Below are 15,211 nucleotides of genomic sequence, written 5' to 3' on the forward strand. Positions count from 1 at the left end.
AAGTTTCTTTTGATGAAATACTTAAAAATGTTGAATATAGAGATCATATTGATTCTACTAGAGAAGATTCTCCTTTAGTTAAAGCAGAGGATGCAATTGAAATAGATAATTCTAACCTTGGTTTAGAGGAACAATTTTATAAAATTCACCAAATGGTACAAGAAAAATTAACTAGCCTTTAAGGTATGTTTAAGTATTTATGCGTTTGTAAAGATATTTTCCATTTAGGATATTTCATTACAAAATCAACTATTAAAGGCATCATTTTTTCTCTCTTACTCCACTCAGGTTGTAAATAGAGTTCACAAGCTTTATTAACTTTTGCAGCTTGCTCTTCTGCAAATTTAAAATCGTGTTTGTTAGATACAATAACTTTCAGTTCATGAGCTTCTTTATAAATACCTTCTAGAGGAAGTTTTGTTTTTTTAGGAGATAAACAAATCCAATCCCAACTTCCAGATAGTGGATATGCACCTGAAGTTTCAATATGCGTTTTAATGTTTTTAGACTGTAATTCAGAAGTAATATAATCTAAGCTCCACATTAATGGTTCACCTCCAGTAATAACAACTGTATTTGCATATTTTTTAGCATTTGCAATAATTTTATCTGTGCTTGTTGGTGGATGTAAACTTGCATTCCAACTTTCTTTAACATCGCACCAATGACAACCAACATCACAACCACCAATTCTAATAAAATACGCTGCTTTTCCAGTATGAAAACCTTCACCTTGGATTGTATAAAATTCTTCCATTAAAGGTAACATTTTACCCGAATTTATTTGTTGTTGTGTTTCTTCATTTATCATGCTGCAAATATAGACATAAACACGAACAATAAATAAATAGAATATAATTTCTGTTGAAATTTTTAATTTGAGTTTTAAATCTTATTTTTATCGAAATTTTTAAGATGGAAAGAAAAGAAGCTTTTATTAATCAGATTTCAGAGGGATATGCTACTAAAGGTGATTATATTACTTTTGGTTCAGCAATATTGGATGGTGAAACAATTAAAGATGCCTTTGTAAAAGTACCCTTAAAAACATTAAATAGACACGGGCTTATTGCAGGAGCAACCGGAACAGGTAAAACAAAGTCGTTACAAGTAATGGCTGAGAATTTATCAGAAAAAGGAGTTCCAGTGCTTTTAATGGATATAAAAGGTGATTTAAGTGGATTGGCAAAGGCAAGTTCTGGTCATAAAAAAATTGATGAAAGGCACGCTGCAATTGGATTGCCTTTTGAAGCTAAAAATTTTCCTGTTGAAGTATTATCAATTTCAGAACAGGAAGGAGTTAGATTGAGAGCAACTATTTCGGAATTTGGACCTGTTTTATTATCAAGAATTTTAGACTTAACAGAAACACAAAGTGGAATAGTTTCAATTATTTTTAAATACTGTGATGATAATAAATTACCTTTATTAGATTTAAAAGATTTAAAAAAAATATTACAATATGTAACTGCTGAAGGTAAAGAAGAAATACAAGCTGAATACGGAAGAATTTCAACAGCAAGTACAGGTGCAATTTTAAGAAAAATAGTAGAAATTGAACAACAAGGTGGTGATTTGTTTTTTGGAGAACGTTCTTTTGATGTAAAAGACTTAGTAAGAACAAATGCTGAAGGAAAAGGGATAATATCAATATTGCGTTTAACAGATATTCAAGATAAACCAAAATTGTTTTCTACTTTTATGTTACAATTGTTAGCAGAAGTGTATTCAACATTTCCGGAGCAAGGAGATAGTGGGAAACCTGAATTGGTAATTTTTATTGATGAAGCTCATTTAATTTTTGATGAAGCTTCAAAAGCATTATTATCTCAAATAGAAAGTATTGTTAAATTAATTCGTTCTAAAGGAATTGGATTGTTTTTTGTTACGCAAAATCCAAAAGATGTTCCAGAAGATGTGCTAGCGCAGTTAGGGTTAAAAGTTCAACATGCTTTAAGAGCATTTACCGCAAAAGATAGAAAGGCAATAAAATTAGCAGCTGAAAATTATCCAGATTCTGAATATTATGATGTTGATGAGACTTTAACTCAATTAGGTATTGGGGAAGCTTTTGTTTCAGTATTAAATGAAAAAGGTATTCCTACACCATTAGCAGCTACAATGATGCGTGCTCCAATGAGTAGAATGGATGTGCTAACGGATAAAGAGTTGAAGCAATTGATTGATACTTCTAGGCTATATTATAAATATAATGAAACTATTGATAGAGAAAGTGCTTATGAAATTTTAAATGAAAAAATAGAGGCAATTAATAAAAAAGAAGCGATTGAAATAAAAAATAAAAAAGCTTCAAAATCGTCAAAAAGTAAAAGTAAACAAATGAATCCTATTTTAAAAGTTGTAACAAGTGCAACATTTATTAGAGGGGTTTTAGGAATATTAAAACGCGTTATATAGTTCTACTAAAAAAGAACGTTAACGTTATATAAATTATATAAAATTGTAATTAAATTATGTCATTGTTAAAAAATTGTTTTATAGTATTAATATCATTAATATTTATTCAATGTGGGAAAAAAAATGAATTTCTAATTGAAAAAGGGAATGTAGGTTCTTTAAATAGGCAAACTACTATTTTAGATTTAAGGACAATTTTTAAGACAGATTCTATAGCATCAAATTCTCCAGAAGAAAATGAATCTTCAGAGGATAAAATATTTTCTCTTGATAAAGAAGAATATGTTATTTTTTCTAAAGAAGGAAAAAAGTTACTTGAAATAGTTCCTTCTAATCAAAATGATTCTTTATCAAAAATAAGAAGTATTCAAATTTTTGATTCAAACTATTTTACAGAAAAAGGAATTTCATTAAAATCAACTTTTAAAGATATAAATGAAAACTATATGATAGATAAAGTAGAAACTACTTTAACATCTGCAACACTATTTATAGATGAATTAAATGCAACTATTTCAATAGACAAAAAAGAGCTAGGATTGAATACGTTTAGTAGAGAAGAAGTAACTATAGATCAAATTCCAGATATAGCAAAAATTAAATACTTTACTATTTGGTTTAACTAATTTCAATAAAATAATGAACAGTTTATTGAAACTTGGTTTTAAATTAAATGTTCTTTAGGTAATTTAAACTCTAAATACTAGTCATAAAAAAAATCTGAACAATATTGTTCAGATTTTTTTATTTTAATAATTTGTTACTAATAGAATAACAAATTATAATTTTTAAGAATTTCTATTTTATAGAAACACTAGATTTTTCTTTAACTACGTTAGATTCAGGTTTTAATACAATTCCTTTAATACGAACTCTTTTTGTAGGTTCTGTAGCATTAGAAAAAATTGTAATTGTTTTATTAAAACCTCCAATTCTATTAGTTGCATATTTTACTTCAATTTCACCAGTTTTACCAGGCATAATTGGATCTTTTGGTTTTGTTGGAACCGTACAACCACAACTTGATTGAATTCTTGAGATTATTAAAGGAGATTTTCCTGTGTTTGTAAATTTAAAAGCACGAACACCATCAGCGTTTTGTTCAATTTTTCCATAATCTATCACTTCTTGTTCAAATTCAAATGCTGGTGCATTTGGGTCAACTTTAGTTCCGTTAGTGTTTGTTTCTTGTGCATTTATAGAAAATGCTGCAAATCCTATAAATAATAGTGTTATAAATTTTTTCATAATTTAAATTTAAGATTGTAAAGTTAGTTATTTTTTTAAGCTTTCAAAATATTTTATGTTAAGGCTTATAATTGTACATTTGCATTCTGTATTACAAATATTAGACCAAAAATGAGTTTAGCAACAAAATATAATCCAAAAGACATAGAGGATAAGTGGTATAACTACTGGATGAATAACAATTATTTTTATTCTACTCCAAATGAAAAAGAACCTTACACAATTGTAATTCCTCCTCCAAATGTTACAGGAGTTTTACATATGGGACATATGTTAAATAACACCATTCAAGATGTTTTAATTAGACGAGCACGATTAAAAGGTAAAAATGCTTGTTGGGTACCTGGAACTGATCACGCATCAATTGCTACAGAAGCAAAAGTTGTTGCTAAATTAAAAGAGCAAGGCATAAATAAAAGTGATTTAACACGTGATGAGTTTTTAAAACATGCTTGGGAATGGACAGATGAACATGGTGGTATTATTTTAGAACAATTAAAAAAGTTAGGAGCTTCTTGTGATTGGAAACGTACAAAGTTTACAATGGATAATGACCTAAGTGAAGCCGTAACAAAAGTTTTTATAGATTTATATAATAAAGGATTAATTTACCGTGGTTATAGAATGGTAAATTGGGATCCTTCAGCAAAAACAACTTTATCTGATGAGGAAGTTATTTTTGAAGAAAAACAAGGGAATCTTTATTATGTAAATTATAAAATTGAAGGTAGTGATGATGTTTTAACTATTGCAACTACACGTCCTGAAACAATTTTAGGAGATACTGCAATTTGTATAAATCCAGCAGATGAACGTTTTAGACATTTAAAAGGTAAAAAAGCAATAGTTCCTATAGTTGGAAGAGTAATTCCTATTATTGAAGATTCTTATGTAGATTTAGAGTTTGGAACAGGTTGTTTAAAAGTTACACCTGCACACGATCCAAATGATAAAATTTTAGGTGAAAAGCATAATTTAGAAGTAATCGATATTTTTAACGATGATGCTACACTTAATTCTTTTGGTTTACATTATGAAGGTAAAGATCGTTTTGTAGTTCAAAAAGAAATAGCTAAAGAATTAGAAGACTTAGGTTGTTTGGTAAAAGTTGAAAAACATTTACATAAAGTAGGTACTTCAGAAAGAACTAAAGTTGTAATAGAACCAAAAATTTCAGCACAATGGTTTTTAAAAATGGATACCATTGTTAAACCAGCTTTAAATGCTGTTTTAGAAGATGAAGAAATTAAGTTCTTTCCTAAACATTATAATAATACTTATCGCCATTGGTTAGAAAATATTAGAGATTGGAATATATCTCGTCAATTATGGTGGGGACATCAAATTCCTGCTTATTTTTATGGAGATGGTGTTGAAGATTTTGTAATTGCTGAAACTATTGAAGAAGCTGTGAAATTAGCTTCAGAAAAAGTAGGGAAGGAGTTTACAATTGAAGATTTAACACAAGATCCAGATGCTTTAGATACTTGGTTTTCTTCTTGGTTATGGCCAATTTCTGTTTTTGATGGTATTAATAATCCTGACAATAAAGAAATAAATTATTACTATCCAACAAACGATTTAGTAACAGGACCAGATATTATTTTCTTTTGGGTCGCTCGTATGATTTTTGCAGGATATGAATTTAGAGAGGAAAAACCTTTTACAAATGTATATTTTACAGGAATTGTAAGAGATGCACAACGTAGAAAAATGTCTAAATCCTTAGGGAATTCACCAGATCCTATTGAATTGATGGAAAAATACGGTGCCGATGGTGTTCGTGTTGGAATGTTGTTGTGTTCTGCTGCAGGAAACGATTTATTATTTGATGAAGAATTATGTGCACAAGGAAGAAATTTTTCAAACAAAATATGGAATGCTTTTCGTTTAATTAAAGGTTGGGAAGTTTCTACAACTATAGCGCAACCACAATCCGCTAAAATTGCTATTGAGTGGTATCAAGCTAAATTTCAACAAACGTTATTAGATATTGAAAAATCTTTTGATCAATATAGAATTAGCGAAGCTTTAATGAGTATTTACAAGTTAATTTGGGATGATTTTTCTTCTTGGTTTTTAGAAATGGTAAAACCAGCATACCAACAACCAATTGATGCAAAAACATTGGAAAGTGTAATTTCATTTTTAGAAGATAATTTAAAAATATTACATCCATTTATGCCATTTTTAACAGAAGAAATTTGGCAACATATTTCAGAAAGAACTCCTGAAGAAGCATTAATTATAGCAGAATATCCTAAATTAGTTGAAGTAAATGAAAAATTAATCAACGATTTTAAAATAGCTTCTGAAGTTATTTCAGGAATTAGAAATATTAGAAAAGATAAAAACATTTCTTTTAAAGATCAAATTGAATTTTCAGTATTAAATAATGATAATGTATCTTCAGATTTTGATAAAGTAATAGAAAAACTAGGTAATTTATCAGCAATTAATTATGTAACTGAAAAAGTTGATGGAGCATTAAGTTTTAGAGTAAAATCTAACGAATATTTTATTCCGATGGGTGATGCAATTGATGTTGAAGCTGAAAAGGCGAAGTTAGAAGAAGAATTAAAATATACTGAAGGTTTCTTAAAATCTGTTCAAAAGAAATTAAGTAACGAGCGTTTTGTAAACAATGCTCCAGAAAAAGTGATTGCTATTGAACGTCAAAAAGAAGCAGATGCTTTATCTAAAATTGAAACTATAAAGACTAGTTTAAATAGTTTGTAAAAAATGGTACACTAGCTATGGCTGGCAAATGTACTTTAGAAAAGAGATTCCAATTTATTGGAATCTCTTTTTGTTTTATATTTTTTTTGTTTAAAATTCAATATATTTGAGCAAGTAAACACTTCTTAATTTTTAATTTAACCTTAAAATAAAACATGAAATATTTAAAATATATTTTAGTATTGGTACTTTTTTATTCTTGTCAATCAAATCAAAGTTCCATAACTACATTTCAAAATTTAAACGACAGTATAAAAAATAAATATGCTCCAGATAAAAGAGTTGCTATTTATGACGTTTCATATAAAAAAGCAGGAACTAATTTAATATTAGAAGGAGAAACAGATAATCCATTAGCTATTGAAGGTCTAAAAAGTAGTTTAACAGCTAAAGGAATAACATTTATAGATAGTGTTTCAATTTTACCAGAGTCAACTGTTGGAGAATATACGTATGCATTGGCAAATAATTCAGCTGCTAACTTAAGAGGTAAAGGAAAACACTCAGCAGAATTGGTTACCCAAGTTATTTTAGGAACAGAATTAAAAGTTTTAAAAAATGAAGGATCATTTTCGTTAGTACAAACTCCAGAAAAATATATTGCTTGGGTAGATAATGGTGGAATTGCATTTTTTACAAAAGATCAATTAAATAAATGGAATGAATCTGAACTTATAATTTATACAAAAACTACAGGTAATTCTTATCAAGATTCTGATTTCAAAATTATTTTAACAGATATGGTTCTTGGAGGAAAAGTTAAATTAATTGAAGAATTAACAACTAGTTTTAAAGTCGAATTTCCTGATGGTAGAATTGGTTTTATTAAAAAAGACGAAGCCGAAAAATATAAGCAATGGTTAATTCATTTAAAACCATCTAAAGAATTAGTAGAGCGTTATGCTAAAAGTCTGTTAGGTTCGCCATATTTATGGGGAGGAACTTCAACAAAGGCAATGGATTGTAGTGGTTTTGTAAAAACTGTGTATTTAATGAATGGTTTTGTAACTCCAAGAGATGCTTCGCAACAAATTTTAAAAGGTGAAATTGTTGATAAAAATTTAGAGTTAGAAGGTTTAGAAAAGGGAGATTTAATGTTTTTTGGTACTAAAGCAACAGCTGATAAAAAACAGCGAGTTACTCATGTAGGTATTTGGTTAGGGAATGGGAAACAAGAATTTATTCATTCTTCAAGAAGAGTGCGTTTAAATTCTATGAACCCTGAATCTGAAGCTTATGATACTTGGTGTGGAGAGCATTATTTAGGAAGCAGAAGGTATTTAGATGTTGAAAGTAAAGAATTAATAAAACTTTAAAAAAAGAGAATTAATTAAATATAATTTTTAACAAAATTTTAGCAGGAAAAAGTTGAATAATTTTAAAATCTTTGAATTAAAAGATTAAAATCTACTTAAAAAACGAATTTCAATAGATTGAAGTTCGTTTTTTTTTATTAAAACTTTATTTTTATTGATTAATATTAGGTTTTTTTAGTTTTATGATGATGATAATTTATGAATTTATTAAAAATAATGCGACATGTTTATTCTTATAAAATATGGCGCAACTATCTTTTGTTAAGAGCATCTTATTAATAATCAATTAATCATTAACTAAATCTTTTTTAAATGAAAACAAAGTTTAAAAGTATCTTAACGTTATTTTTAGCGTTATTAGTGCAAATTTCTTTTGCACAAGAGAAAACAGTTTCTGGAACTGTTACAGAAGGTGAAGGTCCTTTACCTGGAGTAAATGTTATTGTAAAGGGTTCTAAAATAGGTACACAAACCAATTTTGATGGTAAGTATTCTATAAAAGTAAATACTGGAGATATTTTGGTATTTAGTTATGTAGGAATGTCTAATGTAGAAAAGACCGTTGGAACAGCTAACATAATTAATGTAGAGATGGAAGGGAGTAACCTTTTAGATGAAGTTATTGTAGTTGCATATGGAACTGCAAAAAAATCTGATTTTACAGGTTCTGCCACTCAAATAAATAGTGAAGAAATGGAGCTGAGGCCAATTTCTAATGTTTCTACTGCTGTAGAGGGTGCTTCTGCAGGTGTTGCAGTTACATCTGCAAGTGGACAACCAGGTTCAGGTCAAAGTATTCAAATTAGAGGTATAGGATCTTATTCAGCTTCAAGTTCTCCATTGTATGTTGTAGATGGTATTGTATTTAGTGGTTATATAAATTCTATAAATCCAAATGATATAGAAAGTCTAACAATTTTAAAAGACGCTTCATCTACTGCATTATACGGTAACAAAGCTGCAAATGGAGTTGTAATGATAACAACTAAAAGTGGAAAAAATAAAAAAGGAGAATTTACATTCAATGCAACTTCTAGTATTGTTGATAGGTCTATACCTGAATATGATAGGTTAGATTCAGATCAATATTATGAAATTATGTGGGAAGCGCTTAGAAATACACAAGCAATACCTGGTATAAATACAGCCGAAGAAATTAATAATGCAAATATTTATGCATCAGAAAATATTTATAGTGAATTATTAAATAATCCATACAATGTAGCTAATGATCAAATTGTTGGGACTGATGGTAAAATTAATCCAAATGCAAAACTTATTTATGATGATTTAGATTGGTTAGACGCTATTACACGTATAGGGTACCGTCAAAACTATGATATGAGTTTTCAAGGAGGTACTGAAAAAGGAGACTATTATGTGTCTTTAGGATATTTAAATGAAGAAGGTTATATTATAAATTCAGATTTCGAAAGAATTTCTGGACGTATAAATGTAAACTATAAAGCTAATAGTTGGTTAAAAACAGGATTGAATCTTAGTATAACAACTTCACAAGGGAATCAATCTCAAGCAACATCTTCCCAAACAAGTTCATATGTTAACCCTGTGCGTTTTGCTCGTGGAATGGGGCCGATTTATAATATTTATCAACATGATGCATCGGGAAATTATATTTTAGATGGTAATGGTGATAGAATTTATGATTTAGATGCTTCACGTCCAAGTGATGCAAATAATGGTAGACATATTGTAGCAGAAATTAAATGGAATGAAGATTTAGATGAAATTACATCATTAGGAGGTAAAACATATCTCGATTTTCAAATTACAAAAGATTTAAGTTTTAGAACTAATCTTAGTATAGATGAACGTCATTATTATAATACAGATTTTGAAAATAAATTTGTGGGTGATGGAGCTACTGCAGGTAGAGCAGGTCGTACTTATACAAGGAGAACTGTAGTTGGTTTTAATCAATTATTAAATTATTCAAAAACAATAGGTGATCATAATATTAGTGCATTGTTAGCACATGAGTCTATTAAAGAAAAGTATAATGCTTTAGATGGGTCACGTTCAGGAATAATTGCTGACGGTAATACGGAATTAATCAATTTTGTTACAACATTAGATTTATATTCTTATGAAGATGTGTTGAATGACGAAAGTTACTTTGGACGTGTAAATTATGATTATGATGGTAAATACTTTTTAAGCGCATCTTATAGAGAGGATGGAACATCTAAGTTTGCTGAAGAAACGCGTTGGGGTAGTTTTTGGTCTTTAGGAGCAGCTTGGCGTATGGATAAAGAAGATTTTATTAGTAAACTAGACTGGGTAGATATGATGAAATTTAGAATATCTTATGGTGAAATTGGAAACAATTCTGGTATTAGTTGGTATGCTTACCAAGGTTTATATGATTTAGGATATAACAACCAAAGTGAATCAGGGTTTTTACAAGCATCACTTGAAAATAGAGATCTTTTCTGGGAAACAAGTGAAAATTTTGATGTAGCATTAGAGTTTCGTTTATTCAATAAATTAAACGGAATAATAGAATATTATAACAAGAATTCAGATAATTTATTATTTGCAGTACCATTACCATTATCAAGTGGAAGTGAAAGTGTTTATAAAAATATTGGTTCTATGTATAATAGAGGGGTAGAGGTTAGTTTTGATTACGATATTATTAAAACGGATAATTTTAAATGGAATTTAGGAATTAATGCAGCAACTGTAAAAAATGAATTCACAAAATTACCTCAAGAAGAAATTATTAATGGATCTAAAAAATTAATGGTAGGGCGTTCTATTTACGATTATTGGTTAAAAGATTGGTACGGTGTAGATCCAGCTGATGGAGCTGCTTTATATATTCCTACAGAAGAAGCAATTGAAGCAAATGATAGTGATATACGTACAGTTGATGGAGCCATTGTAACAACAAATCAAGCAAATGGAGAATATCATTATGCAGGTTCAGCTATTCCAGACTTAACAGGAGCTATATCTAATTCTTTTAGTTATAAGGATTTTGATTTAGGTTTTATGTTTACCTATCAAATAGGAGGTAAAGTTATAGATTATAACTATCAAAGTATTATGAGTGCAGGTGATTATGGAGGTGCTTTAAGTGTAGATATTTTAGATCGTTGGCAACAACCTGGAGACATTACAGATATACCAAGAATGGACCCAACTGAAACGTCTAATTTTAATGCAACTTCTGATAGATGGTTGGTTGACGGTTCTTACTTAAATTTAAAGAGAATTAATTTTTCTTATAGTTTACCAAGTAATGTGATTGATAAATTAGGAGTTTCAACAGCTCAAATTTATACAAGTGCAGAAAATGTATTTTCTTTAAATGCAAGAAAAGGATTAGATATACAACAAAACTTTAGTGGAACTAATTCAAATGTGTATACACCTTCTAGAATTATTTCATTAGGGGTAAATGTTAAATTTTAAAAATAAATAAGATGAAAAAAATACTAATTATATTTATTGGGATACTTGCTGTAAATGTCTTGTTTATAGCTTGTGAAGAAGATTTTTTAGATACCTATCCAACTGATCAGGTTTCTTCTGGGGTTGTAATTACAACTACAGGAAATGCAATGAGTGCTTTAAATGGAATACATAGAGCTTTATATATACGTTACGATAGTCAAGGTAGAGGTGGTGCTGGACATTTTAATATGCATATTGATGAATTAGGTGAAGATCACGTATTTAATTCTGCTACTTGGACTAGTGGAATTAGATGGCTTATGAACGCAAGCCCAACTCATTCTTATAATACATCTCACTGGGGTATGTTTTATAAATGGATTGCAAATGCAAATGTTTTAATAAATGGTGTAGATGGTGCAGATGGGGAACAAGAAGAAAAAGATATTATTAAAGGACAAGCTTTAGTTTATAGAGCATATTGTCATTATCAATTAGTTCAAACTTGGGCAGAAGCTTATAAGATAGGCGTTGATAATAGTCAGTTAGGTGTTCCAATTAAATTAGACAATTCAACAGAGCCAATTGAAAGATCAACAGTTGAAGCTGTTTATACGCAAATAAATACAGATTTAGATGATGCCATGCTTTTATTAGAAGGTTATTCAAGACCTAATAAATCGCATTTAAATCAGGCTGTAGCCAAAGGATTAAAGGCTAGAGTTGCCTTAACTCAAGGTAATTGGGATGTCGCAGTTAAGTATGCCGAAGAAGCAAGAGCAGGTTATACCTTAATGGATAAAGATACTTACGCTAAAGGTTTTTCAGATAATTTAGATGCTAATAGTGAATTTATGTGGGCAAGTCATATTATAGAAGATCAAACAAATTATTATGGAAATTTGGGAGGTTACCTTTCTCGTAATTATAGTTCTTCTTCTATTAGAGCTAATCCAAGATCTATAAATAATTTATTATATGATAAAATTTCTGAAACGGATGTGCGTAAAACTCTTTGGGATCCTACTGGAGAACATGAAGGTTTGGAGCTGGTTAGTAATGCAAATAAATATCCATATACTAGTCAAAAGTTTTTAGCAGTAAGCACATCTGATAGTCGTATGGATGTTCCAATGATGCGTGCTGGTGAGATGTATTTGATTGAAGCAGAAGCATTAGCTAGAGACAATCAATTTGGTTCTGCAGCTCAAGTTCTTTTTGATTTAATTAGTACTAGAGATGATAATTATACGTTATCTACTAACACAGGAGATGATTTAATTGAAGAAATTATGGTGCAACGTCGTATTGAATTATGGGGTGAAGGTTTCCGTTGGTTTGATTTAAAACGATTAAATTTACCTTTAGATAGAACTGGATCTAATCATAAATCTTCTATAAATAATAATGTTATGGAAGTTCCAGTAGGTGATAATAGATGGATATGGCCAATTCCTCAAGATGAAATTGATGCGAATCCACTTATAGAACAAAATCCAATTTAATTTTTTAATAAAGAAAAAGGTGCTAATTTATTAGCACCTTTTTTTTATTTCAATATTTGTCCCGTCCTGAAATAGCGATACACTAAAACACAAGTGTAATGAAAACATCAGACAAATCAGGTGCAGCAAAGCGAACTCAAAAAGATTACTCGCTTTCTTTTAAACTTCAATTAGTTGAAGAAGTAGAACAAGGATTTTTAACAAAAACCCAAGCCAAGCGTAAATATGGTATTCAGGGAGACGCTACAGTAACCAAATGGTTGCAAAAATATGGTAACTTTGATTGGGAAAACCAAGTTCCAAAAACGATGTCAAAAACTCCAGAACAAAAAATACTTGAGCTTGAAGCTAAAATAAAGCTCCTTGAAAAACAGAAAGCTAGAGCTGAACATCTAGCAGAACGTGCTGATAAAAAGGTTATTATTTTCGATATGCTTGTTGATATGGCAGAAAAGGAATATGATATTCAAATAAGAAAAAATTACACACCCGACTTATCAACATCTTCAAAGAAGAATATAAAGAAACTTTAGTTTCTACCTGTGATTTGCTCGGGGTAAACAGACAGGTTTACTATAGATCCATAAAATCAAGACTTCATAAACAAACTGTAGCACAAAAAGTTATCGTTTTGGTTCGTGATATTCGGATGCTAATGCCAAGATTGGGTGGTAAGAAATTATACTTTCTGTTAAAGGATAAATTATCACTATTAAAAGTAGGAAGAGATAAATTGTTTAGAATACTAAAAGCTAACCATATGTTAATAATACCTAAAAGAAGCTACCACATAACTACAGACTCTCATCATAGATTTAGAAAGCACAGAAACCTTGTCAGCTCAATGGATATAGAAGGGCCTGAATCAGTTTGGGTGAGTGATATTACATATATCGGAACGAGAACCAACCCTTCGTATCTGGCATTAATCACAGATGCTTATTCTAAAAAGATTGTAGGATATGATGTGTCAAAATCTTTATCAATGGATGGTTCATTGAGGGCATTGGAAATGGCTATAAATAATAGAAAATACAAAGAAAGTCCATTAATACATCACTCTGATAGAGGGTTGCAATATTGCTCGAATGAATATCAAAGACTATTAGAAAACAATGAGATTAAGCCTAGTATGACTGAAAAATATGATCCATATGAAAATGCAGTTGCAGAGCGAATAAATGGAATTTTAAAACAGGAATTTAGTGTAGCACAGAAGATTCAAGATTTTAAAGTAAAGAAGAAACTGGTCAAAAATGCAATAGAAATATACAACAATATAAGACCTCATTTATCTAACGAAATGCTAACACCAATACAAATGCACGCACAAAAAAAAATTAAACCAAAACAATACAAATCAAAAAAGCTGAACAATGATGTCATTATTCAGCTTTAATTTTTAACTTTTACCCTTTAATAATCTGTATCGGTTATTTAGGACTAGACAATTTATTAAATATTTAATTATAAAAATGAATGTTCCTTTTATAAAATTAAATAAGGTTGTTAATTAATGCTAATTCTTCTTCACTAAAAACTGTATTTTCAGTAGCTTTTAAACTATCTAAAATTTGTTCAGTTTTACTTGCTCCAATTAGTACAGATGTAATTCGTTTATCTTTTAAAATCCAAGCTATTGCCATTTGAGCCAAATTTTGGTTTCTATTTTGGGCAATTTCATTTAAAGCTTTTATTTTATCCAGTTGCTTTTTAATTTGTTCAGTTTTTAAATATCTACCATCTTTTATAGCTCTAGAATCTTCAGGAAAACCATTTAAATATTTATCGGTTAACATTCCTTGCGCTAATGGCGAAAAAGCGATAGCACCAACACCTTCTTTTTCAATTAAGTTTAACAATCCATCTTCAACCCAACGATCTAACATATTATATCTTGGTTGATGAATTAAGCAAGGAGTTCCTAAATCTTTTAAAATTTTAAATGCTTCTGCTGCTCTTTCTGGTTGATAGTTTGAAATACCAACATACAGTGCTTTTCCTTGGCGAACCATTAAATCTAATGCTCCCATAGTTTCTTCTAAAGGGGTATCATAATCTGGACGGTGATGGTAAAAAATATCAACATAATCTAATCCCATACGTTTTAAACTTTGGTTTAAACTAGCCATTAAGTATTTTTTTGAACCCCATTCTCCATAAGGACCAGGCCACATATCGTAACCAGCTTTTGATGAAATTATTAATTCATCTCTATATTTTTTGAAGTCTTTTTTTAAAATTTTTCCAAAAGTAGTTTCTGCAGAACCATAAGGAGGACCATAATTATTAGCTAAATCAAAATGTGTAATTCCGTTATCAAAAGCACATTTTAATAAGTTTCTTGCATTTTTAAAATCGTCTTTTTTTCCAAAATTATGCCAAAGACCTAACGAAAGTTCAGGAAGTAGCAAACCGCTTTTTCCTGTTCTTCTATATTTCATTTTGTCATACCTTGAAGCATTTGCTTCATATTTAATTTTTTTACTCATAATTTATTATCAGGTTAGATTTCAAATACTTTTATAATTGTTTTTCAGTGTAAGAATAAAGAATATTTAA

General features: G+C 29.4%; 12 protein-coding genes (1 of these 12 cut by a window edge). 9 read left to right on the forward strand and 3 right to left on the reverse strand.

The genetic code is table 11. The annotated features are described in order from the left end of the window. Positions 1 to 182 carry the end of a (d)CMP kinase gene (gene cmk, locus MHL31_RS01460; RefSeq protein ID WP_240227308.1) on the forward strand. The gene continues 511 nt to the left of window position 1, outside the view, so the window shows 182 of its 693 coding nt (coding positions 512–693); the start codon falls outside the window, past its left edge; it ends in the stop codon at positions 180 to 182. On the opposite strand, the gene MHL31_RS01465 is transcribed toward cmk, so the two are convergent. Next, positions 179 to 811, reverse strand: a complete 633-nt coding sequence (locus tag MHL31_RS01465) for a 7-carboxy-7-deazaguanine synthase QueE (RefSeq protein WP_240227309.1) — start codon at positions 809 to 811, stop codon at positions 179 to 181. The genes cmk and MHL31_RS01465 overlap by 4 nt on opposite strands. Before the next feature lie 104 nt (positions 812 to 915). On the opposite strand from MHL31_RS01465, the gene MHL31_RS01470 reads away from it, so the two are divergent. Together MHL31_RS01470 and MHL31_RS01475 are read left to right on the forward strand one after the other, a co-directional pair. After that, positions 916 to 2,418, forward strand: a complete 1,503-nt coding sequence (locus MHL31_RS01470) for a helicase HerA-like domain-containing protein (RefSeq protein WP_240227310.1) — start codon at positions 916 to 918, stop codon at positions 2,416 to 2,418. A 56-nt stretch (positions 2,419 to 2,474) separates the two neighbouring features. After that, on the forward strand, positions 2,475 to 3,044 hold the full coding sequence (locus tag MHL31_RS01475) for a hypothetical protein (RefSeq protein ID WP_240227311.1): 570 nt from the start codon (positions 2,475 to 2,477) through the stop codon (positions 3,042 to 3,044). A 172-nt stretch (positions 3,045 to 3,216) separates the two neighbouring features. Here MHL31_RS01475 and MHL31_RS01480 read toward each other — a convergent pair whose 3' ends face one another. Then, positions 3,217 to 3,666, reverse strand: a complete 450-nt coding sequence (locus MHL31_RS01480) for a DUF1573 domain-containing protein (protein ID WP_240227312.1) — start codon at positions 3,664 to 3,666, stop codon at positions 3,217 to 3,219. A gap of 111 nt (positions 3,667 to 3,777) precedes the next feature. Here MHL31_RS01480 and MHL31_RS01485 point away from each other — a divergent pair, with 111 nt between their 5' ends. The 6 genes from MHL31_RS01485 to MHL31_RS01510 all read left to right on the forward strand — a co-directional run bounded on the left by MHL31_RS01485 (position 3,778) and on the right by MHL31_RS01510 (position 14,048). Further along, positions 3,778 to 6,405 carry a valine--tRNA ligase gene (locus MHL31_RS01485; protein ID WP_240227313.1) on the forward strand — a complete coding sequence of 876 codons (2,628 nt, stop codon included), beginning with the start codon at positions 3,778 to 3,780 and terminating at the stop codon, positions 6,403 to 6,405. Positions 6,406 to 6,560: 155 nt separating this feature from the next. Continuing rightward, complete coding sequence (locus tag MHL31_RS01490) at positions 6,561 to 7,721, forward strand: C40 family peptidase (RefSeq protein ID WP_240227314.1); 1,161 nt, start codon at positions 6,561 to 6,563, stop codon at positions 7,719 to 7,721. A gap of 312 nt (positions 7,722 to 8,033) precedes the next feature. Further along, on the forward strand, positions 8,034 to 11,162 hold the full coding sequence (locus MHL31_RS01495; protein ID WP_240227315.1) for a TonB-dependent receptor: 3,129 nt from the start codon (positions 8,034 to 8,036) through the stop codon (positions 11,160 to 11,162). 11 nt (positions 11,163 to 11,173) lie between these two features. Then, positions 11,174 to 12,649 carry a RagB/SusD family nutrient uptake outer membrane protein gene (locus MHL31_RS01500; RefSeq protein WP_240227316.1) on the forward strand — a complete coding sequence of 492 codons (1,476 nt, stop codon included), beginning with the start codon at positions 11,174 to 11,176 and terminating at the stop codon, positions 12,647 to 12,649. A gap of 98 nt (positions 12,650 to 12,747) precedes the next feature. Further along, complete coding sequence (locus MHL31_RS01505) at positions 12,748 to 13,182, forward strand: hypothetical protein (protein WP_240225903.1); 435 nt, start codon at positions 12,748 to 12,750, stop codon at positions 13,180 to 13,182. A 14-nt stretch (positions 13,183 to 13,196) separates the two neighbouring features. Beyond that, a complete protein-coding gene (locus MHL31_RS01510) occupies positions 13,197 to 14,048 on the forward strand; it encodes an IS3 family transposase (RefSeq protein WP_240225904.1) in 852 nt (283 codons plus the stop codon). A 97-nt stretch (positions 14,049 to 14,145) separates the two neighbouring features. On the opposite strand, the gene mgrA is transcribed toward MHL31_RS01510, so the two are convergent. Continuing rightward, positions 14,146 to 15,141: an L-glyceraldehyde 3-phosphate reductase gene (gene mgrA, locus MHL31_RS01515; RefSeq protein ID WP_305802699.1), complete on the reverse strand. Its 996-nt coding sequence runs from the start codon at positions 15,139 to 15,141 to the stop codon at positions 14,146 to 14,148. Positions 15,142 to 15,211: the final 70 nt, after the last annotated feature.

Origin of the sequence: Lutibacter sp. A80, from assembly GCF_022429645.1 — a bacterium.
Lineage (GTDB): Bacteria > Bacteroidota > Bacteroidia > Flavobacteriales > Flavobacteriaceae > Lutibacter.

Bases quoted from the DNA above. Each gene is read 5' to 3' on its own strand.
- MHL31_RS01465 (WP_240227309.1), bottom strand. From the start codon at position 811: ATGATAAATGAAGAAACACAACAACAAATAAATTCGGGTAAAATGTTA.
- MHL31_RS01470 (WP_240227310.1), top strand. From the start codon at position 916: ATGGAAAGAAAAGAAGCTTTTATTAATCAGATTTCAGAGGGATATGCT.
- MHL31_RS01475 (WP_240227311.1), top strand. From the start codon at position 2,475: ATGTCATTGTTAAAAAATTGTTTTATAGTATTAATATCATTAATATTT.
- MHL31_RS01480 (WP_240227312.1), bottom strand. From the start codon at position 3,666: ATGAAAAAATTTATAACACTATTATTTATAGGATTTGCAGCATTTTCT.
- MHL31_RS01485 (WP_240227313.1), top strand. From the start codon at position 3,778: ATGAGTTTAGCAACAAAATATAATCCAAAAGACATAGAGGATAAGTGG.
- MHL31_RS01490 (WP_240227314.1), top strand. From the start codon at position 6,561: ATGAAATATTTAAAATATATTTTAGTATTGGTACTTTTTTATTCTTGT.
- MHL31_RS01495 (WP_240227315.1), top strand. From the start codon at position 8,034: ATGAAAACAAAGTTTAAAAGTATCTTAACGTTATTTTTAGCGTTATTA.
- MHL31_RS01500 (WP_240227316.1), top strand. From the start codon at position 11,174: ATGAAAAAAATACTAATTATATTTATTGGGATACTTGCTGTAAATGTC.
- MHL31_RS01505 (WP_240225903.1), top strand. From the start codon at position 12,748: ATGAAAACATCAGACAAATCAGGTGCAGCAAAGCGAACTCAAAAAGAT.
- mgrA (WP_305802699.1), bottom strand. From the start codon at position 15,141: ATGAGTAAAAAAATTAAATATGAAGCAAATGCTTCAAGGTATGACAAA.